This window comes from Phaeobacter sp. CECT 5382, assembly GCF_001457775.1.
Classification (GTDB): domain Bacteria; phylum Pseudomonadota; class Alphaproteobacteria; order Rhodobacterales; family Rhodobacteraceae; genus Pseudophaeobacter.
The window spans coordinates 1-20673 of the sequence record NZ_CYSG01000031.1 but is presented as its reverse complement, the minus strand read 5'-3'; the positions used below and the strand labels follow the sequence as shown (position 1 = coordinate 20673).

21 protein-coding genes are annotated in these 20673 nt (G+C 58.9%); 12 read left to right on the top strand and 9 right to left on the bottom strand.

Going from position 1 to position 20673, the window contains the following annotated elements:
- The first annotated feature begins 277 nt into the window (after window positions 1-277).
- Entirely contained in the window at window positions 278-1537 is a 1260-nt protein-coding gene (mobQ, locus tag PH5382_RS18715) for a MobQ family relaxase (RefSeq protein ID WP_058335906.1), read from the top strand.
- Here mobQ and PH5382_RS18710 read toward each other — a convergent pair.
- Complete coding sequence (locus PH5382_RS18710) at window positions 1527-1751, bottom strand: hypothetical protein (RefSeq protein ID WP_156414969.1); 225 nt, start codon at window positions 1749-1751, stop codon at window positions 1527-1529. The genes mobQ and PH5382_RS18710 overlap by 11 nt on opposite strands.
- 160 nt (window positions 1752-1911) lie before the next feature.
- Between PH5382_RS18710 and PH5382_RS18705 the strand changes: the two genes are divergently transcribed.
- Both PH5382_RS18705 and PH5382_RS18700 read left to right on the top strand, forming a co-directional pair.
- On the top strand, window positions 1912-4437 hold the full coding sequence (locus PH5382_RS18705; protein ID WP_058335904.1) for a heavy metal translocating P-type ATPase: 2526 nt from the start codon (window positions 1912-1914) through the stop codon (window positions 4435-4437).
- On the top strand, window positions 4434-4928 hold the full coding sequence (locus PH5382_RS18700; protein WP_058335903.1) for a TIGR00645 family protein: 495 nt from the start codon (window positions 4434-4436) through the stop codon (window positions 4926-4928). Before PH5382_RS18705 ends, PH5382_RS18700 begins: the two co-directional genes overlap by 4 nt.
- A gap of 101 nt (window positions 4929-5029) precedes the next feature.
- Here PH5382_RS18700 and PH5382_RS18695 read toward each other — a convergent pair whose 3' ends face one another.
- From PH5382_RS18695 to PH5382_RS18680, 4 genes are all read right to left on the bottom strand, one after another.
- Window positions 5030-6463 (bottom strand): alkaline phosphatase D family protein, encoded by a 1434-nt coding sequence (locus PH5382_RS18695; RefSeq protein ID WP_058335902.1) that lies wholly within the window; start codon window positions 6461-6463, stop codon window positions 5030-5032.
- A gap of 58 nt (window positions 6464-6521) precedes the next feature.
- Entirely contained in the window at window positions 6522-6968 is a 447-nt protein-coding gene (locus tag PH5382_RS18690; protein ID WP_058335901.1) for a hypothetical protein, read from the bottom strand.
- Window positions 6969-6979: 11 nt separating this feature from the next.
- Window positions 6980-7249 (bottom strand): TFIIB-type zinc ribbon-containing protein, encoded by a 270-nt coding sequence (locus tag PH5382_RS18685; RefSeq protein ID WP_150120307.1) that lies wholly within the window; start codon window positions 7247-7249, stop codon window positions 6980-6982.
- A gap of 337 nt (window positions 7250-7586) precedes the next feature.
- Window positions 7587-9590 carry an ATP-binding protein gene (locus PH5382_RS18680; protein WP_058335900.1) on the bottom strand — a complete coding sequence of 668 codons (2004 nt, stop codon included), beginning with the start codon at window positions 9588-9590 and terminating at the stop codon, window positions 7587-7589.
- 228 nt (window positions 9591-9818) lie between these two features.
- Here PH5382_RS18680 and PH5382_RS18675 point away from each other — a divergent pair, with 228 nt between their 5' ends.
- The 9 genes from PH5382_RS18675 (at window position 9819) to PH5382_RS18640 (ending at window position 16288) form a co-directional block, all read left to right on the top strand.
- Window positions 9819-10358, top strand: coding sequence for a recombinase family protein (locus PH5382_RS18675; protein WP_058335899.1), 540 nt, complete (start codon window positions 9819-9821; stop codon window positions 10356-10358).
- A 382-nt stretch (window positions 10359-10740) separates the two neighbouring features.
- The gene (locus PH5382_RS18670; RefSeq protein ID WP_058335898.1) at window positions 10741-11229 is read left to right on the top strand and encodes a helix-turn-helix domain-containing protein; all 489 of its coding nucleotides are present in this window, start codon (window positions 10741-10743) and stop codon (window positions 11227-11229) included.
- Between the two features lie 6 nt (window positions 11230-11235).
- Complete coding sequence (locus PH5382_RS18665; RefSeq protein ID WP_058335897.1) at window positions 11236-11760, top strand: hypothetical protein; 525 nt, start codon at window positions 11236-11238, stop codon at window positions 11758-11760.
- A 331-nt stretch (window positions 11761-12091) separates the two neighbouring features.
- Window positions 12092-13411, top strand: coding sequence for a DNA (cytosine-5-)-methyltransferase (gene dcm / locus PH5382_RS18660; RefSeq protein ID WP_082645760.1), 1320 nt, complete (start codon window positions 12092-12094; stop codon window positions 13409-13411).
- Window positions 13411-13884, top strand: coding sequence for a very short patch repair endonuclease (locus PH5382_RS18655; RefSeq protein WP_058335896.1), 474 nt, complete (start codon window positions 13411-13413; stop codon window positions 13882-13884). The genes dcm and PH5382_RS18655 overlap by 1 nt, the downstream gene beginning before the upstream one ends.
- Complete coding sequence (locus tag PH5382_RS18650; protein ID WP_231751939.1) at window positions 13859-15079, top strand: type II restriction endonuclease; 1221 nt, start codon at window positions 13859-13861, stop codon at window positions 15077-15079. Before PH5382_RS18655 ends, PH5382_RS18650 begins: the two co-directional genes overlap by 26 nt.
- Before the next feature lie 125 nt (window positions 15080-15204).
- Window positions 15205-15363: a type II toxin-antitoxin system ParD family antitoxin gene (locus PH5382_RS19580; protein ID WP_082645759.1), complete on the top strand. Its 159-nt coding sequence runs from the start codon at window positions 15205-15207 to the stop codon at window positions 15361-15363.
- Window positions 15364-15428: 65 nt separating this feature from the next.
- A complete protein-coding gene (gene parA, locus PH5382_RS18645) occupies window positions 15429-16079 on the top strand; it encodes a ParA family partition ATPase (RefSeq protein WP_058335895.1) in 651 nt (216 codons plus the stop codon).
- Entirely contained in the window at window positions 16079-16288 is a 210-nt protein-coding gene (locus tag PH5382_RS18640) for a hypothetical protein (RefSeq protein ID WP_058335894.1), read from the top strand. The genes parA and PH5382_RS18640 overlap by 1 nt, the downstream gene beginning before the upstream one ends.
- 17 nt (window positions 16289-16305) lie before the next feature.
- Here the strand turns inward: PH5382_RS18640 and trfA are convergent, their stop codons facing one another.
- The 4 genes from trfA to PH5382_RS18620 form a co-directional block, all read right to left on the bottom strand.
- The gene (gene trfA, locus PH5382_RS18635) at window positions 16306-17391 is read right to left on the bottom strand and encodes a plasmid replication initiator TrfA (RefSeq protein ID WP_058335893.1); all 1086 of its coding nucleotides are present in this window, start codon (window positions 17389-17391) and stop codon (window positions 16306-16308) included.
- A 264-nt stretch (window positions 17392-17655) separates the two neighbouring features.
- Entirely contained in the window at window positions 17656-18219 is a 564-nt protein-coding gene (locus PH5382_RS18630) for a hypothetical protein (protein ID WP_058335892.1), read from the bottom strand.
- Between the two features lie 18 nt (window positions 18220-18237).
- The gene (locus PH5382_RS18625) at window positions 18238-19947 is read right to left on the bottom strand and encodes a type IV secretory system conjugative DNA transfer family protein (protein ID WP_058335891.1); all 1710 of its coding nucleotides are present in this window, start codon (window positions 19945-19947) and stop codon (window positions 18238-18240) included.
- Window positions 19947-20249 carry a mobilization protein gene (locus PH5382_RS18620; RefSeq protein ID WP_231751938.1) on the bottom strand — a complete coding sequence of 101 codons (303 nt, stop codon included), beginning with the start codon at window positions 20247-20249 and terminating at the stop codon, window positions 19947-19949. The genes PH5382_RS18625 and PH5382_RS18620 overlap by 1 nt, the downstream gene beginning before the upstream one ends.
- Between the last annotated feature and the right edge of the window lie 424 nt (window positions 20250-20673).

Sequence of the window (20673 nt, the reverse complement as noted above, 5' to 3'; positions counted from 1 at the left end):
AAACCGCCAGTGAACTGTCCCCATATCCCGCCCCCCATGAGGCTGGGGATCTGGGGGCAGCTCACTGGCAAGCCCGCGCCTCAGAGAGCCGTTGGCTCGCATCGTGCGGGCTGTCTTTTCCCCTTCGGCCCCAGCGTTGTTGGGCGCGGGCCTGCGGGGAAAAGACGGCTGACCAGGCGGCCAATGCTGGGGCATTGGCCGGGGTCAGCAGCGGCGCGCGTCGGCAGTGCGAACGCGCACCTCGACGGCGTCTATCGTCGGCGGGAGGGTAGGGCGCATGGCCAGCTACCACCTCTCCGTGAAGACGATCAAACGCTCTGCCGGACGCACCGCGACGGCCGCCGCCGCCTACCGTGTCGGGGAGCGCATCGAGTGCCAGCGCGAAGGTCGCATCCACGATTATACCCGCAAGCAGGGCATCGAGCAGACCTTCATTCTGGCACCGAAGGACGCGCCGGACTGGGCCTCGGACCGGTCCCGCCTCTGGAACGAGGTCGAGGCCAGCGAGACCCGCCGCAACTCCGTCACCGCCCGCGAATGGGAGCTGGCCCTGCCGTCAGAGATCAGCGCCGAAGACCGCTCGCAGATCACCCGCCAGTTCGCCGAGGAGCTGGTCAGCCGCTACGGCGTCGCCGTCGATGTGGCGATCCATGCGCCGCACCGCGAGGGCGATCAGCGCAACCACCATGCCCACGTTCTGACCAGCACCCGGAAGCTGGAGGCCGAGGGATTCACGGCCAAGACGCGGGTGCTCGATTCCGCGAAGACCGGCGGCGTCGAAATCGAGCAGATGCGCGGCGTCTGGGCCGAATTGCAGAACCGGGCGCTGGAGAGGGTAGGGGAACACGAACGGGTCGATCACCGGTCGCTTGAGGCGCAGCGCGAGGCGGCGCAGGAGCGCGGCGATACCCTGTCCGCCGAAGAGCTGGACCGTGACCCGGAGCTGAAGCTGGGGCCAGCGGCCAATTCGATGGAGCGTCGCGAAAAGGCGATGGCCGCGCGTGAGGGGCGGGAGTACGTGCCGGTCACGGAACGCGGGGCCGTGGTTCATGCGGCCCGCCAGGCGCGTGCTGCGTTTCGGGAAATGCGCGAGCGGTTGGAGCTGGCGCGGGAGACCTATGGCACGGCCCGTGATGAAGGGCAGGGGCGTGTCTCTGCCGGTCTGGCCGCACTTAGGGCGGCGACATCGAAAGAACGCGGGCCGCGCGCATCGAACGATATCCGGGAGCGATTGGCGCGGATCACTGGGCGGGACGGTCCAGATCGGGAAGAACCGGAACGCGGTGGGCAGAGTGACGAAGAACCTAGGCGTTCTGCGCAGGAGCGGTTGCGGGAAGCGCTGGACAAGGATCGCGGGGCCGAGCGGGACGCGAGCGTAGAAGACGGCGAGAAGCCGTCGATCCGCGAGCGTCTGGACGATGTGTTGAACAAGCCGCGCGAGCGGCTGGAGATCGAAGAACCGGAGAAAGACCGGGAAGTCGAGAGCGAGAAAGAAATCGACAGGGACGTGGACCGTGATCGCGGCCTCAGTCACTGACTTGCCACCAATCTTCGACGGGATCGAGGCGGTGTGTTTCGACGTCTTCGGCACGCTGGTCGAAATCACCGACAAGCCGCGCGAGCTGATACATTGGCCGATGCGCGAGGATTAGGCTGGTGACAGACTGGCCCGAATTGCTTGGGGCCAGGGTTGCCCCGGAAAATCCTGCTTGCGGATTCCCGAAGCTGCTTATCATCGAGATAATTTCCATGGTATTGGAAAAAGGCGAAAAATGGTTTAGAGGTCGCCCGATAAACGACCTTTACATGGCCGGAGTGTGCTCCAGAAACGGCCAACGTTGGTGGTGAACTCGACTGCGGCGCTTGCCGCGAGCAGGTTTGAGCCGACAGCAAACTGACAGGATATTCACCATGGCCGATACCCTTCGTCTCGATCTCCCGCTGTTGCTTCCCGAAGTGCCGGACGCGCGTGACGCCTGTGTTCGACGGCTGATCGAGAGCCTTGAGCCTCGCGACGGCGTCGAGCGCGTGCACATTCGCGACGAAGAGGACGGTGCAGGTGCGGAGTTGTGTATTCATTACGACCCCGCCGTCCTTCCGCTTGAGCGCATCCGCCAACTCGCCGGGACCTTCGGGGCGGAAATTGCCGCAAAGTTCGGGCATGTGGTTTGGCAGGTTGACGGAATTGCGGATCAGCGCCGGGCGAGGACCGTCAGCGAGAACGTGCAGCGTCTGTCGGGGGTTGTCGAGGCCCACGCCAACGCGGGCGGTCCCCTGCGGATCGAGTTCGACCGGACGCAAACCGATGAGGACACCATCCGCAAATCCCTTGAGGAGATGAAGGTATCGCCGGAGCGGGAGAAACCCGGTCCCGCAAGTGCCGACAAGGCGGATGACCACGATCACGCCCACGGTGGTATTTTCGGGGCGCAGACCGAACTGATCTTTGTGGGGCTGTGCGGTGTGCTTCTGCTTATTGGCTGGCTTTTGCCGAAGTTCGTGGCGATGCCGTCATGGGCACCCCTGTTCGTCCTTGTCCCCGCCTATTTCTTCGGCGGCTACTATGCTCTGCGCGAGGCCATCGACAGTGTCCGCAATGGCCGGTTCGAGATTGATTTCCTGATGCTTGTGGCGGCGGCGGGCGCGGCGGCACTTGGCGAATGGGCCGAGGGCGCGTTGCTGCTGTTCCTTTTCAGCCTTGGTCATGCGCTGGAAGGCTATGCCATGGGTCGCGCCAAGCGGGCCATTGAAGCGCTTGGTGCCCTGGCACCCAAAACGGCCACCGTACGCCGGGACGGCAAGGTCGAGGAGATCGCCGTCGATGCCTTGCGGGTCGGTGACATTGTGCTGGTGAAACCGAACGAGCGACTGGCCGCAGACGGCTTTGTCATCAAGGGTGAAAGCAGCGTCAATCAGGCACCGATTACCGGCGAGAGCGTGCCGGTGGACAAATCGCCCGTCGGGGACGCGAACGTGGCCGCCGAAAAGCCCGACCTGGTGGATGCCGGAAACCGTGTTTTTGCCGGTACGATCAACGGTGGCGGCGCATTGGAAATCCAGGTCACGCGCACATCGGCGGATTCGACCCTCGCCCGTGTCGTCAAGATGGTGAACGAGGCCGAAACCAACCAATCGCCCACACAGCGCCTGACCGACCGGTTCGAGCGCATCTTTGTTCCGGCGGTGCTGGTACTTGCCATCGCGCTGTTGTTCGCGGGCTTCGTCATCGACGAGCCCTTCAGCGACACATTTTATCGCGCCATGGCGGTTCTGGTGGCGGCAAGCCCCTGTGCGCTCGCCATCGCGACGCCAAGCGCGGTTCTCAGCGGGGTGGCACGCGCCGCACGCGGCGGCGTCCTGGTCAAGGGCGGTGCGCCGCTTGAAAATCTGGGGCGGCTGACAGCCATTGCTTTCGACAAGACCGGCACCTTGACCGAAGGTAAGCCAAAGCTGGTCGATGTGGTGACGGCCGAGGGTGTCGAGGAAAAAGACCTTCTGCGGGTGGCAATCGGGGTCGAGGCGCTGAGTGACCATCCTCTCGCCGCCGCCGTTGTCAGGGACGGGCGCGAACGGCTTGGCGACATACCCGCCGCCGAGGCGTCCGATCTGCGCAGCATCACCGGGCGCGGTGTCGTGGCCCAGGTCGATGGCGAGACGACCTATATCGGCAAGGACGATCTGTTTGCCGAAGTCGACGGCCCGCCCATGCCCGACACGTTGCGCGCAAAGGTCGAGGCGCTGGAAGCAGACGGACGCACCACGATGGTCGTGCGCCAGGGGGACAGGTATCTCGGGGTGATCGGCCTGATGGATACACCGCGCGAAGCGGCCCCGGCGGTCATCAAGGCGCTGCACGAGATCGGCATCCGCCGGATGATCATGATTTCGGGCGACAATCAGAAAGTCGCCGACGCTGTGGCGCGGGCTATCGGCCTTGACGAGGCGCGGGGCGACCTGATGCCGGATGACAAGGTGGAAACGATCAAGAGCCTGCGCGCCGAGGCCAAGGTCGCCATGGTCGGCGACGGTGTCAATGACGCGCCTGCGATGGCCAACGCCACGGTCGGCATCGCCATGGGCGCGGCGGGTTCGGATGTGGCGCTGGAAACCGCCGATGTGGCGCTGATGGCGGACAATCTGAACCATCTGCCTTTCGCCGTGGCGTTGAGCCGATCGACAAGTTCGATCATCCGGCAAAACCTGTGGTTCAGTCTGGGGGTTGTCGCCTTTCTGGTCCCTGCCACGATCCTTGGTCTGGGAATTGGTCCCGCGGTGGCAGTACACGAGGGATCGACGGTTGTCGTTGTCTTCAACGCATTGCGATTGCTCGCATTCCGCTTCACGCCGCCAGTAACAACTGGCAACAGATCGACCAATGCGGAAATGGTAGTGCAATCAACCGAACAAGAAAAGTCAGCGGAACGGGGAACTAAATGAAGTGGTTGGAAAATACAATCGAATGGCTCATCTTCCAAAGTCGTTGGTTGCTGGCACCAGTCTATTTGGGGCTGGTCGCGGCACTCGCGTTGCTCAGCTTTAAATTCTTACAGGAGCTTGTGTCCTACGCTCCAACGATCATTACGTCATCAAGTGATGACACCATCCTCGCCGTTTTGTCGCTGGTAGATCTCGTACTGGTCGGAAATCTTATAACATTGGTAATTTTTGCTGGATATGAGAATTTTGTTTCGAAGATCGAGACAAGCGAACACCCGGATCGGCCTTCTTGGTTGGGGACGGTTGACATGAGTGGCCTCAAATTCAGTCTCATTGCATCGATAGTAGCAATCTCAGCGATTCAATTGCTTAAATCGTTTATGCATGTGGAAGAACTAACTGACCGGCAGCTCGCCTGGCAGGCCGGAATACACGGTGTTTTCATTTTTTCCGGACTATTGCTTGCATTGAGTGACAGATTAAAAAAGTGACGCTAACAGCACCCAATTTTGCAGGTCCTTGGCTCCAGTTACACCGGTTGTACAGACCTCCACCGTCGTTCCTGCGACCGCGCGTCCGTTTGAGAGCATCATCACAGCGTGAGGGGCGGCGTTGTCCCGCTCTGTTCCAGAACCCAGCGGGCGCGCCAGCTGTCCGAATGCCTTTCCAGCAGCAGATAGTTGCGCTCCGCGATATAGCGCGAAGCCTGTCCGGGGATGCGCCGGATTCGGATCGGATTCCCCCTGAGCGGCGATTCACCGAGTTGTGCAAGGGCACCCAGGAATCGCGCCCAGGCCTTGGGCGGGGCGCGATGCGCGATACCGGATGCGACCAACTGGTGCAGCCAGTGGTCGGTGCGAAGCTTCATCGTGGCGCGCGTCGCCAGATGGATTTCCCCCGAGAGCACGGTAACGTCATGGCCGTCGGCAAGCGCGATGTCGCGAACCAGCCGCAGCATGTCGCACCATTCTGCGCGATGGGCACGGCTTTGCCACTGATCGCGCAGATCGTCCTCGTATTTCTGCATCTTCGGGACGGCAACCATCAGCGCCTCGAGCAGCGATAGGCGCGGACCCAGCAACGGGACGCTGGACATCAGGAACGTGTGGCCCTGAACCGGTGCCGCGGCTTCGGCGCGCATCATCGCCCAGCCGCCCTCTCCCATGATCGCACGGCGCGTGCGCTCCGATCGCATGTCGGGTGCCAGAATGCGCAGACCAGCGGTGCGGACGCTCCAGCCCAGATGCAGGCCGGACGGGTCATGAAAGCGCCGCGGCAGATCGCCGTCCGCCGAGGCGTGCTGAAAGGTCAGGAAACTCTCGCGCGCGACCTCGAACAGGGTTTGGCCGACCGGGGAATAGGTTTTCGAGCGCGGCAGCGACCCCCAGCCATCGCAGATGTCGTGATCGTCCCACTGCATCAGCGAGGGCACGCGCGCGGCGATCCAGGCAAATTCCGGCGCGCGGTAAAGGCCAGTATAGCGTTCCAGAAAGCGTTCGCGCAGGTGATGGCGCAGATCGGCCAGATCGGCGCGGGAAGGGTCCTTCGGGATATGCTCGGGCCAGTTCTCGCTCAGCGGATGCCCCTCGGTCACCTGATCGGCATAGACCTGATCGCCGCCATGCAGCAGCAGGGAGAAGGGCGCGCTCCGGTGATCTTCCCGCAGGCGCGCCCACATCGCGTTGCGCTCGGAGCCTTCGCGCTCAAGATCGCCGATCTCCTCGCCGTTGCAGGACACATAGGCAATCCGCATATCGCCTCGCAAATCGCCTGCTACGTCGTAGCTTTCACCGCTCCATTGGTAACTGGACGGCCTGTCGGCTGGCAGGTGGAACCTTGCGCGCCATACGGTGGCATGATCGTAGTCGGCAAGGCGTTCCGCGGCATGGACGCCATCGACCGTTCTGACCGGCTCCGGGCGCGCCCGCCCGGCCGCGATGAAAAGGGCAGACAGTTGCGCCCCGGACGCCCCGATATCATCGAGAAACAGGATCGGACCGGTCATGATCGGCGGTTCGGATGTCATGTGTACCGTGGTTCGGGGCGGCGTTCAGGCACTGTTGTCACCATGAACGCGCCGCCCGTCAGTTCCATGCCGCCCGGCGGCGGCGCAGCACCGCAGGCAGGACAGTCAGCCCTATCAGCCCGACGACCCACACCAATAGAAGGGCCGCCTTGGCGAGGAAGTGAACCGGCCCCATCGCCCAGCCGACCAGCCCCTCGATATTGGCCGCATCGCGCAAGGCGTTGGCCTCGGCGCCCAGGCCGAACCAGTTTGCAAACCCGGTGCCGGTATCGGCCAGCGGACCGGCAGCGCCGGAAATCCACGCCAGCACCGGATCGACCAGCCACCACACGCCAAGCGCAAGCGCGGACCACAAGACCAGCCCGGCCACGATGACCGAGCCCGGAATATTCAGCGCAGGCAGGCTTCTGCGGTCGCGATACCCGTAACCGTCTTCTTCGTCATGATACGCATCCGGCTCGCGATATCGCTCGTGTCTGGATGGTTTGAACCGATGATGTCCCATGATTTGTCCACCTAGTCGAACAATTCGCGCAGGAACGATTTCCGGCCGCGATACCCGTGTTTGCCATGGCTACCGTGTTTGCTGTATCCGCCCCGGTCGTCGTAACCCCGGGGTTCGGGCTCGCGCCGTGGCGGCGGGGCCATTTCGGCGGCACTGCGTTCGATGATCTTGTCAAGCTCGCCCCGGTCCAGCCAGACGCCCCGGCATTGCGGGCAAAAGTCGATTTCCACGCCCTGTCGGTCCGACATGCTGAGTGGAACATCGCAGACCGGACACATCATACCGGCTTTGGCGCTTCTGGGCTTCTCCATCTCGTTTCCTGGCTCCTTCAGTGTAACAACCATGTGTTCTTTTCCTGTTTTTATAGAGGTTTCCTGTTCTTATCATGAGATATAGAAACTACAGTTACTATAGCTTCAAGGGGCGACACATTGTTTTTCCCCAAAGGCGGATGTTTCCGCGCGGACTACTAATCGCGACTATCAGGCACACATTCTTGTCGCACTTTACGCGGCACAAACGGTCGATTCTGCCAGTTTTTGCCGCCCTGCTTCAGATCAGTCGGTTAGGTATGACAAAAACCCCCGGCAAAACCTTTGCGGTTTTGGCAGGTTTTTGTCACCGCTCTGGACTTCCCTTGTTTGATTCCGCCGTACTCAGTTCGTCTACGCGGCGACGGACCTCATCGCTTAGCAAGTCCGGGTTCATCGTACGCAGGTATTCTAGGGCTTGAGCTTCATTCGCTTGGTATCCCAGTTTCCGCCGATAAAATGTCAATCTGCCTTCAGCTTCTTGAATAACCTGACCCCAAGTCTTCACCCAAACACGGGCTTTCAATTCGTCATACTCAGCCACCAATCCCACGGGTCTGTCTCTTTGAGTGGACTCAATCTCTGCATCCGGGGTGATGTTGTTTGAAATGGCGACGAAATCCCATTCTGTTCCTGTGTCCTTAAATCGAGGATCAGCAGCTACAGCACGTGCATATTTCTTTGTCTGGTTGATTACATCGTCATTTATTGGCTGCGATGGGCGTTTGAGTTCGATCACTAAGTGCTTTCTCTTTGCATCAGTTGCAGTCGGAACGCGCTGTGACAGCATCAGGTCAACAATGGCATTCTTGCCATCCGCGTCGAGTACCTTTTCATCGACATCAGGAGCAAGCTCAGAGCGGTCTTTTCCCAAGACTGAAAGATGTGATCTCAGTACCGAGGTTAAATCTTCATCATCGTTCACAAGATTGAATTCCTCACCAAACACCCATGTTTCTTGAGCGATGATCCGGTGGAGCTGGGTGCGTTCGAGAAGTTGGCGCTTGGATGAAGGATCAAAGACTAAAACCTGAAGCGCTTTGATGAATTCAAGTCTGTTTGTTACCTCTTTTGCTGCCTCAATGATGCCGGTCAGTGATGTTTTCTGTAGTAGACCTGCCATTTCTTCTTGGCGTTCCGGTGGAAGGTTTATCACTTCTGCCAACAGCCCAGGAAGGGTGTTTGGCCCTGTTTCAACAGCGGCCTTTATCAGCTGAAAAATAAGCTGCTGCGTCTTCTTAGGCGAATTCTCAAATTCTGAACTGTAGTCAGCAAGATTGAGCGCCACGACATCAAAAACCTGACGCTCATTGCGCTCGATGGGGTCTTCAGCAGTGCCTCGATAAGGATAGACACCTGCTTCCTGCCATTCATCAATTTTAGCACGCGACCGATGCGCTTCACGCTCACGAAAATGGACACGCATAGCATCCTTGGCTTCGCTAACCAGTCCCTGCGCAATGGGGTCCAGCTCAATCAGCCCTTCGCGGTTCTCATCTGCCAAAGTTTGGAAATAATCCGATGTAAGATAAGCCGTAAAGCTAAACCCCCTCGCTTTGATTCCAGGGGCCATTTCAAAGAAACTGAAACGACCGGGCAGGCAGAGCATCATCTTGCGATCAACGCTTTTTCGCCATTCAACAATTTCCAGCTTTGCCTTGTATTCAACTTTTTCCGCTGTCGTCGTGACGATATCAACCGGCGTTACTGCCGATATGGCATCGGCTGCATCTATTTCTTCGCCATCGTAGATGATGGAGAAGTTTGGATCCTCATACAGTTGAAGGGCGAACATATCGCGTATTTGGGCGGTAAACCCATGCGATGCTCGGATTTCCCAGTCCTTCTCAATCTCCGTAATTTCAACAACACAACCACGACTTTGGGCGGCGACAGGATCACTAATTTGGAAGGTCTTAATGTCGGATAGGCTGCCGCTGATGGTAAAGCGCTGTCCGTTGTTGTCAGAATACCAAACGACAGATTTACCAAGGGCAAAGGCTTTCATTCTCCCCTGACCCTTCAATCCGTGGATGGCACGACCTTGTTCTGTGCGCCGAGTTTTCTGTTTCCACGATCCGCCCAGACTTTCGAAGTATTCTTGGGCTTGATCTCTTGGTATCCCATTTCCATTATCTGAAATGCGGATAAGACCCAGCTGGACTACGTCACCTTCTTCGATGTCAACTCGCACGGTCGTTGCATCAGCATCATACGAATTCCATATCAGCTCTGAGAGAGCATTGACTGGTTTTGCCTTTGCAAGACGTTCGATGTGGTCGCTTTCGACGCCTACTTCAAAGGTTTCCATCTAAATTTCTCCAAATCTCATGACTGCCGCAACATATCGAATTGGTGAACATAGACACCGGATAGAGCATACTGAAAAGCCTCCTCCGGGAAACCATACTTGTATTTTTCACCCGGGGAACCTGTTCGTTGGCTTGAGTGTGGTTGGCAGGTAGTACCGGCTCAACCGGACCATTGGTCAAAATGCGATACTCTGGACAAAACCCTACCTTTCTGACCAGATCAAAGCATGATTATCGGATACGCCCGCGTCAGCACTGACGACCAGAATCTCGATGCCCAGACCGACGCGCTGACAGCGGCAGGAGCTGGCAAACTGTTTGCAGATAAGATCAGCGGATCGAAGCGCGAGCGGCCCGAGCTGGACAAGATGCTTGATCAGCTCCGCGACGGCGACGTCGTGACGGTCACCAAGTACGACCGCCTGGCCCGGTCACTTAAAGACCTCTTGGAGATCGTGGAAACGATCCGCGAGCGGGGTGCCGGCTTCCGGTCGCTGGCCGAAGACATCGATACTACGACGCCGGCAGGCCGTCTGGTCTTCCACGTCTTTGCATCTATCGCCCAGTTCGAGCGGGAGCGGATTTCCGAGCGGACCAAAGAAGGGTTGGCGTCAGCGCGCAAGCGTGGCCGGATCGGCGGCAGGCCCCCTGCCCTCACAACTGCGCAAAAAGACGAAGTGACGCGCATGAGGGACGAAGATCACCGTGCTGTCTCTGAGATCGCACGGCTTTTCAAAGTCAGCGAGCGGACTGTGCGGCGGGCATAACTCGGGTTGAGCTAGTGCACCGAACTACTTTGCAGCCCAATGAGATACAGCGTGCTACCGCGCGAACGGTCGTGTAAAAGCGTAAATCTCTGCTGAATCAGTCTTTTTCTCGTTCAACCCCTAGAAAAACGCGCCTGATCTACCGACATAGGTGTCAGATGGGGGTGACGTTTGCGTCTCATGCCCCTGCTACCCACGGCAGGAATCCCCCTGTCGCACCTGTCGCCCAAAGTAGAGTCCATTCAACCATATTCCCCAACATGACCCCAAGTGGACTATCCGAGTATCCCTCGGCCCCTGTCGCGGGTGTCATCCCGGTCGGTTTGATCGAGCTGCAAGGAGCGTGCATATAACTGACTAACAACGATTTATAGGTATCATTATGGCACAGCAAACCAAACCCAAGGAGCAGGAAAAGCAGCTCCGCGAAAACGAAAAGAAATGGTCGAAGACCCTGATGGAGAGCGGGTTCACCGTTTTTCAAAGTGTTATCTTGGAGCGGCAAAAAGCTCTTGGCCTCACCCCGCTTGAAGTGAACATTCTTCTTTTCCTCTGCACCTTCTGGTGGACAAAAGACGGACGGCCCCGCCCTGCAATCGGAACTATCGCTGAAGCGGTTGGCCGCAGCCCGCGCCATGTCACTCGCGTTATTTCAGGCCTGGTCGATCTTGGTCTGATCGAGCGTCACCAGCGGAGTTACAAGGAGACCGGCAATCTCACGAACGAGTATTCCTTTGACGGCTTGATTAAGGAAGTCATGCCTTATGCCAAGGAGAAGATCGAAGAGCGCGAAGCCAAGGTGGCCGAGAAGAAAGCCAAGACCGCCAAAAAGGGCAAGCCCAAGCTGCGCGTCGTGAAAGATAGCGACTGATCAGCCATGCCGTACTTCAAAAACAAGAAGATCAGGGGACAGGTCTTTGATTTGGCCCATCTTGATCCATTCGTCTTCAATGTCACACACAACGAAACGGATTATTCCGTGCGGGTCACTTTCGAGGACCACGTTTTTACAGCGGTATTCAACCCTGACGACCACACTCCCGATCTGATCTACAGCCGCAGGCCGGGAGACTGGCGCGCTTTCGATGAAAGACGTTGGGGGCTGTCCCGCGACTTGCCACAGCTCTTCAGCACTATCGGGGGCCACAGCGTCTACAGGTCGAAAGACCGAAACTTCTTCTTTCTGCGCGGGATGGCCGGGGCACCGCCGTATGCGGTGTTTTTCGATCCCACACGTTCCACACACAAAGATGCTGATATCGCTGTCATCGTTCGATCCGCCTATGAAAAGGACAATATGACCAAATGGGCGAGTCCAGTGTCATTCCCTCGCTTGGTCGATGCCGTTGCGCGCGGCGTCCAGACGCCACTTGGACCAGCCGTACAAATCCGTCGCCGCTAAAGTCTGCTCTAAAAACGAAAATAGGCCCCGCAGGACCTACATCGCGAGCTTGCGCTCGGGTCGGGGTCCTCTTGCGCCCCACTGGGGACCAGCATAGCTGGCAGGTCGCCGTATCGCTTGGAAGCTCACCCGATCATAGACGACAGGGGAGACATATACGACAGGAGGGTGGATTTCAAGTTAAGACCGCTTTCGCACGCAACGTTAATGTATTTATCTTTATCTCGCGGTTAGAACAAAACATGAACAAATGCCAGAAACAGGGTTCCCAAGCTTGCTGGGACATATTATGACATGTTGTCAATAATAGACACAGATCAGGGGCAGGCACATGAACGCGCATCCACGGACAGAATTTGCAGAATTGATGGAGCGCGCCGGTCTCGACATCGACACGGCGGCAGAGCTTCTGGACGTGAACGCCCGGACAGTCCGGCGACATATCAACGGTGAAGGCAAGCGGATTGACCAGCTCCGGCTGGAAAAGCTGCGCCAGACCGCAGACGCGCGTTGCACTGGCGCGCGGCCAGAGGGTTTCCGGTTCATTGATCTCTTTGCCGGAATCGGCGGCATTCGTATCCCATTTGAAGGCATCGGCGGGCGGTGTGTGTTCACCGCAGAATGGGATCGGTTCAGCCGGGAGACCTACAGCGCCAATTTCCCCGAACCCGCCAACAGCGAACATATCTTTGCCGAGGACGTGCGGCCCTACGCGGATGCACCGGAGACAATTCCGGCCCCTGACGTACTGCTGGCCGGTTTTCCGTGCCAGCCGTTCTCGATTGCAGGCGTCAGCAAGAAGAATGCCCTTGGCCGTCCACATGGATTCCTGTGCGACACGCAAGGAACGCTGTTCTACGATCTGGCCAAAATCATCGACCATCACCGGCCCCCTGCTTTCCTGCTGGAAAACGTGAAGAACCTTGAGCGCCATGATGGCGGCAAGACCTTTGCCACGATCATCCATGTGCTGGAGAACGAGCTTGGCTACCGCGTTTTTCATAACGTCATCAGCTCGACGCCCTGGGTGCCACAGAAGCGGGAGCGCATTTTCATCGTCGGATTCAAGGATCACAGTATCGAGTTTGACTTCGGTCAGCTTACCGTGCCGGAAGGCGACGGCCCGACGCTGGGGTCGATCCTCGATAAGAAGGTTGATCCGAAATACACCCTCACCGAACACATGTGGAATTACCTTCAGGGCTACAAGGAAAAGCATCGCAAGGCTGGAAACGGCTTTGGTTTTTCACTTTTCGGCCCTAATGACGTGGCCCGCACCCTGTCGGCCCGCTACTACAAGGACGGCTCCGAAATCCTCATTGCGCAAAAAGGCGACCGCCCACGCCGCCTGACCCCGCGCGAATGTGCCCGCCTGATGGGATTCGAGAAGCCCCGGCAAACGGACTGGAAAATCCCCGTCTCCGATACGCAGGCCTACCGCCAGTTCGGCAATGCCGTTGTCGTGCCGGTCGTCAACGCGGTCGCGCAGCTCATGCAGACGCGGATCGCCGAGGCCATGGAGCTGGACAGGCGGGACGTTCCCGCCGCTATCCAGCCCACACTGCCACTGGACGAGAGGCGCGCCTACGCCGCCAGCGAAACGCCAGCCGAACATCTGGAAATGCTGGAGGCCTCGCTGGCGAACGCGTAATGCCTGCCGACACCGTTTCCAGCGCCGTCCGAAGCCGGATGATGGCTGCTGTCAAAAGCAAGAACACCAAACCCGAGCTGGCAATCCGCTCCGCACTTCACAGGCGCGGATTCCGTTTTCGACTGCACAGGAAAGACCTTCCCGGCAGGCCCGATCTTGTGTTCGCGGGTCGGCGCGCTGTCATCTTCGTTCATGGCTGTTTCTGGCACGGGCATGACTGCCACCTGTTTCGCTGGCCGAAGAGCCGCGAGGAGTTCTGGCGCGACAAGATCGGGACGAACATCGAGCGCGACCGGCAGCGGCATCAGGCTCTGGCCGAAGCGGGCTGGCGCATCGGAGCGGTCTGGGAATGCGCCCTGAAGGGCAAGACCCGCCTGCCCTTCGACAGCGTTGTCGATCAATGCTCCATGTGGTTGAAATCGGATATAAAAACACTGGAGGTGAGCGGTGATACAGCGCGGGCAACTGTCTGATTGTTTCGAAGGCGTCGGGGTCAAGCGCCTGTCCGCCGTGGACGCCGAACCGAAGACATCGAACCAGCACGAGGTCGGCACGACCGTGAAGATGCGGTCCGATTTTCTGGGCGAAACCCATCAGCAGAAGTTCCCCGCGATCTACATCTGGCTTGGCGGCGATCAGGAGGGTTTCACCGAGGAGAGCTGGGCCACGCACTACGACGCGCGGATCAACAAGCCGCGCGCCGCCGAATGGCGGCTCTACTACCCTTCCAACCCGGTCACAGAGGCCATGAAAGCCGGGGACACCCTGTTTCTTGCCAAGGACCAGGGCGGCGTCCTGTGGTTCATCGTGGCCCCGGAGGGGTCCACAAGCGAACAGCAGCTCTTCTGGCTGTTCGGTCTTCGCCCCGAGGGCAAATCCTTCGTATCCCGCGAGTTCTCCGACGAGGAACCGGAGCTGGACTTCGCAGCGCGCTTCATTCTGGACGAGATCGGCATCGAGTTTGAGGAGCCGGAAGCCGACAAGCTGGACAGTATCATCGAGAAGTTCGGCACGACCTTCCCGAAGACGGCCGAGTTTTCCGACCTAGCCCGCCTCACCCTGCCCGAGGTCCGCGCCGAAGACGATCCGGACGCAGCTCTCATCGCGTGGTTGGACCATGAGGAGGCGTTGTTCCGGCGGTTGGAACGCAAGGTGGTATCGTCGCGCATCGAGGCCGGGTTTGTGGACGACAGCGGCACGGACGTGGACGGCTTCATCAGTTTTTCCCTCAGCGTCCAGAACCGGCGCAAATCCCGCATGGGCCATTCGCTTGAGAACCATCTGGCCGCTGTTCTAAGGGCGCATGACATTCGACATGTCCGGGGCGCTGTGACGGAACACAAGCACAAGCCTGATTTTCTGTTTCCCGATCTGGAGACCTATCTGGCAGCATCAACCGAGGGCGATGCCCGTCTGACGATGCTGGGAGCCAAATCTACCTGTAAGGATCGCTGGCGGCAGGTTCTGGCGGAAGCCGAGAAGATCAGCCGCAAGCACCTTCTGACGCTGGAACCGGGGATTTCAGAGCCGCAGACCGATCAGATGGAGGCGTCCAGCCTTCAACTCGTGGTCCCTGCCCCGGTTCATGGCAGCTACACGGACACGCAGCGCGGATGGCTTTGGTCTGTCGGCGATTTCATTGGCGAGGTTCGAGCGCGGCAGGAATAATCGGGAAATAACCACATGGCCCCTTGCCCCTAACAGGTTTTCCATCTCTCAAATGTGTGTTTGAGTAAATGAGTATCGTGACCTAACTATTGATTGCAAGGCAAGACATTCTGAGGAGAACCAGCATGGCGGAGAAAAGCATGCAACTACTTGTCGATCAGGCAGCAGTGAAAGCACTGTATGATGCGCTGGTCGAAGGCGAGCAATCAGGAGAGCCGCAGCCTTTCGATTTCAACCAGTTCAAGACCCGCAAGCGGGCAGAACTTGATCATTCCAACGAATAGACCGCACTTGCCTCAACTCAAATACTCAGTTACGTTTTTGAGTAAAAACACAAATGAGGCAAAGCATGAGCATTATATCCGTCCTGAATCCGAAAGGTGGTAGCGGCAAGACCACCATCTGCACCAATCTCGCCAGATCGCTGCACGAGCTGGGACACTCGGTCCTGATCGTGGACAGCGATCCACAAGGCAGTGCCCGTGACTGGCACGCCGCCAGCGAAGACAATCCCATCGAGCTGGTCGCGCTAGACCGCCCCAACAACGTCAAGACGCTGACCAGTATGGCCGCAAACTACGACTATGTGGTGATCGACGGCGCGGCAAAGCTGGAGGACATGATCGCTGCCTGCATCAAAGTCAGCGACTTCGTTCTGATCCCAGTTCAGCCGTCGCCATACGACATCTGGGCCGCATCGGATTTGGTGGATTTCATCAAGGCTCGCCAGGAGGTCACGGACGGATCGCCGCGTGCCGGGTTTGTGGTTTCCCGTGTCGTGGAGGGAACCCGTCTTGGCAGCGATGTCCGGACGGCACTTGATGGCTACGCCTTGCCGGTCTGCGAAACGACGATCACACAACGGCAGGTGTATCCCCAGACCGCTTCTGAGGGGCTAACCGTGTTCGACGCGGACAATGCCAAAGCGAAGGCCGAGACTACGGCGTTGAGCGACGAGATACTGACGATGCTGGCACCGGCGAAAAGGGAGGTGGCGTAATGGCATTGTCCGCGAAGCGTCCAAGCCGGGGCGATGACGCCCGCAAACGCATCTTGCACGAAATCACCGAAACGACCGAGAAAAAGAAACGCCTGAACGCCGAGATTGAAGTGACGCTTTATCGGAAAATCAAGATGAAGGCGGTTGAGGAGGGTCGCTCAATCTCCGACATCACCCGCGACCTATGGTCTGAGTATTTGAGTAAGTGAGTGTTTAAGTAAATACTCTACCAGCCGTTGCGCCCGCGTTTCTTGAACCAGCTTTTGCAGAACCCAAGAAACGCGGCGTCCGGGTTCTTTGGCGGTTCTTTTTGTCTAGCGGCATAGGTTCGCCACTCTCCAGCCAGAACCTTTACATCCCATGTCGGAGCCAGTTCCCGGGCCCGTTCAAGGGTATCCGGCGAGAGGGGCAGGACATAGCCGCCCGTTAGCCTGTCTTGTTCCGGTTTGGGCGAATAGTTTTCCAGAAATTCCAGCTTAGGCGTTACCGTGAGAATATCGGCGTCCAGTCGAAAAGCATAATCCGGCATGTGGTTGTGTTCTTCGTCTGCTTTGCAGATCGCCCGAACCAACCGCCGAAATTCCTTGTCCGACGACGTGGAGCCAGTTCGAGCTTTCAGCTTGTCCAGGCCACACTTCCACTCCGGCTGGGTTCCGCACTGCTTGCGCGCCAACTCGTATAGGCGGCGCTCCAACGGCTTTCGAAGCTGGAAGTAGCGGCGATTGAGCGTGAGAACGTCATCACCAGCGATGGCATTAAAGACCCAATCCGACAGGGTGACTTCGAGATCGAGCATACGTCCGTCGCGGGTTTCCCGCACAATCCGGTAGCGGTCAATCAGGCTGAAACCGTCGATTTGCTCAACACCGCCGGTTGTGATGTTGGTTTCGACCTGGGTGCCTTGAAGGCGCTCTAGCGCGGCTTTCAGGCCGGTGTATCCGGTCCCAGCGACAGGGCGGTTGGTGGCGACCAGAAGATCATATGCCTTGAACCGGAGTGTTCTATGGACCTGCTTTCCGTCATTCAGGGCAGCCATCACCTGAGAGATGCAGTAGATCAGCACATCACGGTCATGGACAGTCGCAAGGCCGATCATGTTGGGCCTGATCTCCACATAGCTCTTGCCATCGGTGGCCACGTAGCGGCGCTTTTTCGTGTCCGGCTTGGTCGAAAGGGTGAAAATCGGATGTGCCATCGAGGCCATGTCGCCCTTGGGTGCAGCGTCAAAGATGTCGCACACGAAAAAATCCCCCTGAGCGTGGCGCAAGGGAAGGAGAGGCGTTCTATCAGGTTTCGTAATTTCACCCACCATGACCGCACTATTCGTAATATCACCCACCAACGCAAGAGGTTCGTAATATCACCCACCAAGCAGCTTTCGTAATATCACACACCATCTTTCGTAATATCACACACCTCTTATCGTAATATCACCCACCAAGAGCCCAAATTTGCGCCGATTCAGATAATATTTTCAATATGATGACCGATGCCATGATTCGCGTAACACAGACTCTAACACATATATAACACCCAGCTTGCCGAGCTGACCTTGCTCCACCGACCGGTATCTACATCACGGTTGGTAGAACACGCAGGCGTTCACGCCCTCTGTTGTAGCCGTCCACGTCGCCCCGAGGACAGCGCATGTGGAAGCATTGCTGGCTAAGAAACGAGGAAGCGCAACCGTCAGTACCAAAGCCAGAACGACACCGCCCAGACCCACCCATGGAAGCCAGCGTCTGTCGCTCTGCTGTTTTTCACGCAACTCCTGAATAAGCCGAAGGGTGTTTGAGTGTTGTGTCGTGGTTTCCTGAAACGACGCGTTTGATCTTTCAGCGCTGTCGAGCAGAACCCCAGCCGCTTTGTTCAAACGCTTGAGGCTGGCGGCAATACCGCCATCGACGGTTTGGCCGACTAGCTCGCCATATTTTTTCGGGTTGGTCTGTTCCCTAGCCGCGAACGCGGCGATCCGCGCCTCTGTCGAGACCGCAATCTGTTTGTTGGCCACCTGCGTCAGGCCGTCGATCCGGTTGGACATGCTGGCAACCGCCGTGGCCATGAGATCGAGGGTTTCGCGCAGCTCAGCGTCGGAGAGGGCAGGGAACTCGGGTTGGTCAGGGTCAGGCGTTTCAGTCATGGCGTTTCATCCTTCGGATCACTGGTCCTGCGGGACGAACAGCCCCTTGAACTCGGGGTCAGCGTAGTAGCGCAGCTTTTGAGCCAAGGCCGAGGGCTGGCCCTGGACGCGCAGGAGCTGCAACTCGGGCGGCATCTGCATGATTTCATCGGGGGTCAGCAGATCGCGGCCCGTGAGGTTGTTGGAGAAGCTGGGATTGTCACCCGGCTTGTAGCTGTCGGTCTGGAACCCAGTGGTTTCCTGGCCGATCATCTGGCTCAGCCACTTAGCTGTTTCAAAATCATTCACTCCGAAGACCTGTTGCACCCCGGCATTGGCGATGAAGGTGCCAGCCCGTTCGCCGTAGAGGTCCCTGAGCTGGCTCATGTCTTGCAGGATGGGCCAAAGCTGGAGACCATAGCCCGCCATCAGCCCCATGGCGCGTTCCACGGCCTCCAGACGGCCCAAGGCAGCAAACTCGTCCAGAAGGAACAGCGTGGGCGCTTTCAGGCGTCCTGTGGCGCTCACAGGGGCTGTAGGAGCCTCTGAGAGGGGAGGGGAGGCCCCAGAGGGCTTCTGAGACGCTTCTGCGTCCCGTGCGATGGCCTGGAGGGCCTGAGAGACCAGAAGGCGCAGCCAGCGGCTGTAGGCGTCCATCCGGTTAGGGGGCAGCACCAGAAACACCGACGTGATCCGGTGCCGTAGATCAGCGAAGTGGAAGTCCGAGCGCGATGTGACCTTGGCAATACGCGGGCTGTCGAGGAAATGCGTGTGGCGCTGTGCGTTCGACAGGACTGAGGCGGCTTCGCGATCTGCCTTGCCGAGGAACCGATTGGCGGCGCGAGCGATCAACCCGCCCGCCGCTTCACTGTCCTGCATCAGCTCCAATAGTGCGCGCAACCGATCTGGGGGCAGGGTGAGATATTCCCGCACGGTAGCCAAGGTCCGGCGGTGACGATCCTCGTGGCAGACGCAAAACATGATCAGACCGCCGAGGATGGCCTTGGCCTCCTCGTTCCAATGCGCTTCCGAGACCTGTCCGGGCGGGTCCATCACCAGCGCCTCTGTCAAAGACGCCGCATCCTCGCCCAGATCGAGGCTGTCCGGTGTGAGCCGGTCCAGCGGGTTGTAGGCGGCGGATGGCATTCCCGACACTTCAAACGGATCGAGGACGTGGACCGTCCCGAACCGCTGTCGTGCTTCCCCTGCGATCCTGGCATTCTCCCCCTTGGGGTCGATAACCAGCACCGACCGTTCCGCCGCCAGAAGGTTCGGGATGACGGTACCGACACCTTTCCCGGCACGTGTCGGGGCGAGGGTGATCAGATGGGCGGGGCCATCATAGCGCAACAACCGTCCGGTGTGTGGGTTGCGCCCAATCAGAAGACCGGCATCCTGTTGTCCTTTTCGGCCCTCCAGCTTCTTCAGCTCCTTGCGGTTGGCAAAGCGGGCCGAGCCGTGGCTGTCGCCGGTCAGCCCGAAGAAGGCATCGGCCCCGGAGGTCTTGCGCCAGTATTGGAACCCGAAGACTGCGCCGATGAAGACAGGCGGCGCGATGATGACCCATTCCCAGGCAGAGTGACCAAGCGGAGGTCCGAAGGCTGTCATGGCCACGACGCCCCCGATGATGAACCCAATCATCGCACCGAGCAGGACAGCGCCGATCATCCAGCCCAACAGGATGGGGGTGAAGATCAGCCGACCGAAGACCCGGAACAGCCCGTCAAGGAGGCGGATCACGCCCCGCATCAGGACGGCGTTTCCGGTTCAGAACTGGATGGGGCAGGGGAGGGGGCATCCCAATCCGCGAAGGCCTTGCGATCCTGTTCACGGGCGAGGTTGCGCACGAGCCGGTCGAGCATCGCGGCAGCACTGGAATCCCGTTCCGCCAGATCGAGGAGCGCCCCGCCCAGGATCACCTTGCGCCGGGTATCGAGTTTGCGCTGTCGGGTCGCTTCCCGGTTCTTCAGCGCTTGAAGACGGGCCTTGGCCTGGGCGTATCGTTTCTCGGCGCGTTCGAGTTCCGTCTCTGCCATATCGCGTGAATCCATTTTTAGATTTGCGGGTGGAGAAGTTTGACTTTCAACCTCAAATGGTAGAGCTTACCCGTAGGCCTGTAAAGGACAAGGGCGCACTTATGCAAACTCTTCACCTGCGGTTCCGAGATTTGCGTGCGATCTCTTCGGGGCGAAGCCCCAGCCGATGGCAGACCCCTTCGATGCGACGCGCATCGAAATGGGAGACGGCATCGCCTCTCCCAAACCCTCTCCGACCAACCTTGGCGGTTGGATCGCGTCCCGCATCACGACACCCTGACGGCATCCGGTGCCCCGTGGTCGGGGCTGGATTGCCGGGGGTGACGCGCTTGCGGGCTGCGCGGATCGTCGGACCTGTCGGTGCCGATCATTGCCGGGTTTGCCGGTGGCAAACCGCCAGTGAACTGTCCCCATATCCCGCCCCCCATGAGGCTGGGGA

Bases quoted from the DNA above. Each gene is read 5' to 3' on its own strand.
- PH5382_RS18705 (WP_058335904.1), top strand. From the start codon at position 1,912: ATGGCCGATACCCTTCGTCTCGATCTCCCGCTGTTGCTTCCCGAAGTG.
- PH5382_RS19580 (WP_082645759.1), top strand. From the start codon at position 15,205: ATGGCGGAGAAAAGCATGCAACTACTTGTCGATCAGGCAGCAGTGAAA.
- PH5382_RS18700 (WP_058335903.1), top strand. From the start codon at position 4,434: ATGAAGTGGTTGGAAAATACAATCGAATGGCTCATCTTCCAAAGTCGT.
- mobQ (WP_058335906.1), top strand. From the start codon at position 278: ATGGCCAGCTACCACCTCTCCGTGAAGACGATCAAACGCTCTGCCGGA.
- PH5382_RS18685 (WP_150120307.1), bottom strand. From the start codon at position 7,249: ATGATGTGTCCGGTCTGCGATGTTCCACTCAGCATGTCGGACCGACAG.
- PH5382_RS18695 (WP_058335902.1), bottom strand. From the start codon at position 6,463: ATGACATCCGAACCGCCGATCATGACCGGTCCGATCCTGTTTCTCGAT.
- PH5382_RS18710 (WP_156414969.1), bottom strand. From the start codon at position 1,751: ATGGAAATTATCTCGATGATAAGCAGCTTCGGGAATCCGCAAGCAGGA.
- PH5382_RS18640 (WP_058335894.1), top strand. From the start codon at position 16,079: ATGGCATTGTCCGCGAAGCGTCCAAGCCGGGGCGATGACGCCCGCAAA.
- PH5382_RS18630 (WP_058335892.1), bottom strand. From the start codon at position 18,219: ATGACTGAAACGCCTGACCCTGACCAACCCGAGTTCCCTGCCCTCTCC.
- PH5382_RS18670 (WP_058335898.1), top strand. From the start codon at position 10,741: ATGGCACAGCAAACCAAACCCAAGGAGCAGGAAAAGCAGCTCCGCGAA.
- parA (WP_058335895.1), top strand. From the start codon at position 15,429: ATGAGCATTATATCCGTCCTGAATCCGAAAGGTGGTAGCGGCAAGACC.
- PH5382_RS18675 (WP_058335899.1), top strand. From the start codon at position 9,819: ATGATTATCGGATACGCCCGCGTCAGCACTGACGACCAGAATCTCGAT.
- trfA (WP_058335893.1), bottom strand. From the start codon at position 17,391: ATGGTGGGTGAAATTACGAAACCTGATAGAACGCCTCTCCTTCCCTTG.
- PH5382_RS18690 (WP_058335901.1), bottom strand. From the start codon at position 6,968: ATGGGACATCATCGGTTCAAACCATCCAGACACGAGCGATATCGCGAG.
- PH5382_RS18625 (WP_058335891.1), bottom strand. From the start codon at position 19,947: ATGCGGGGCGTGATCCGCCTCCTTGACGGGCTGTTCCGGGTCTTCGGT.
- PH5382_RS18620 (WP_231751938.1), bottom strand. From the start codon at position 20,249: ATGGATTCACGCGATATGGCAGAGACGGAACTCGAACGCGCCGAGAAA.
- PH5382_RS18680 (WP_058335900.1), bottom strand. From the start codon at position 9,590: ATGGAAACCTTTGAAGTAGGCGTCGAAAGCGACCACATCGAACGTCTT.
- PH5382_RS18655 (WP_058335896.1), top strand. From the start codon at position 13,411: ATGCCTGCCGACACCGTTTCCAGCGCCGTCCGAAGCCGGATGATGGCT.
- PH5382_RS18665 (WP_058335897.1), top strand. From the start codon at position 11,236: ATGCCGTACTTCAAAAACAAGAAGATCAGGGGACAGGTCTTTGATTTG.
- dcm (WP_082645760.1), top strand. From the start codon at position 12,092: ATGAACGCGCATCCACGGACAGAATTTGCAGAATTGATGGAGCGCGCC.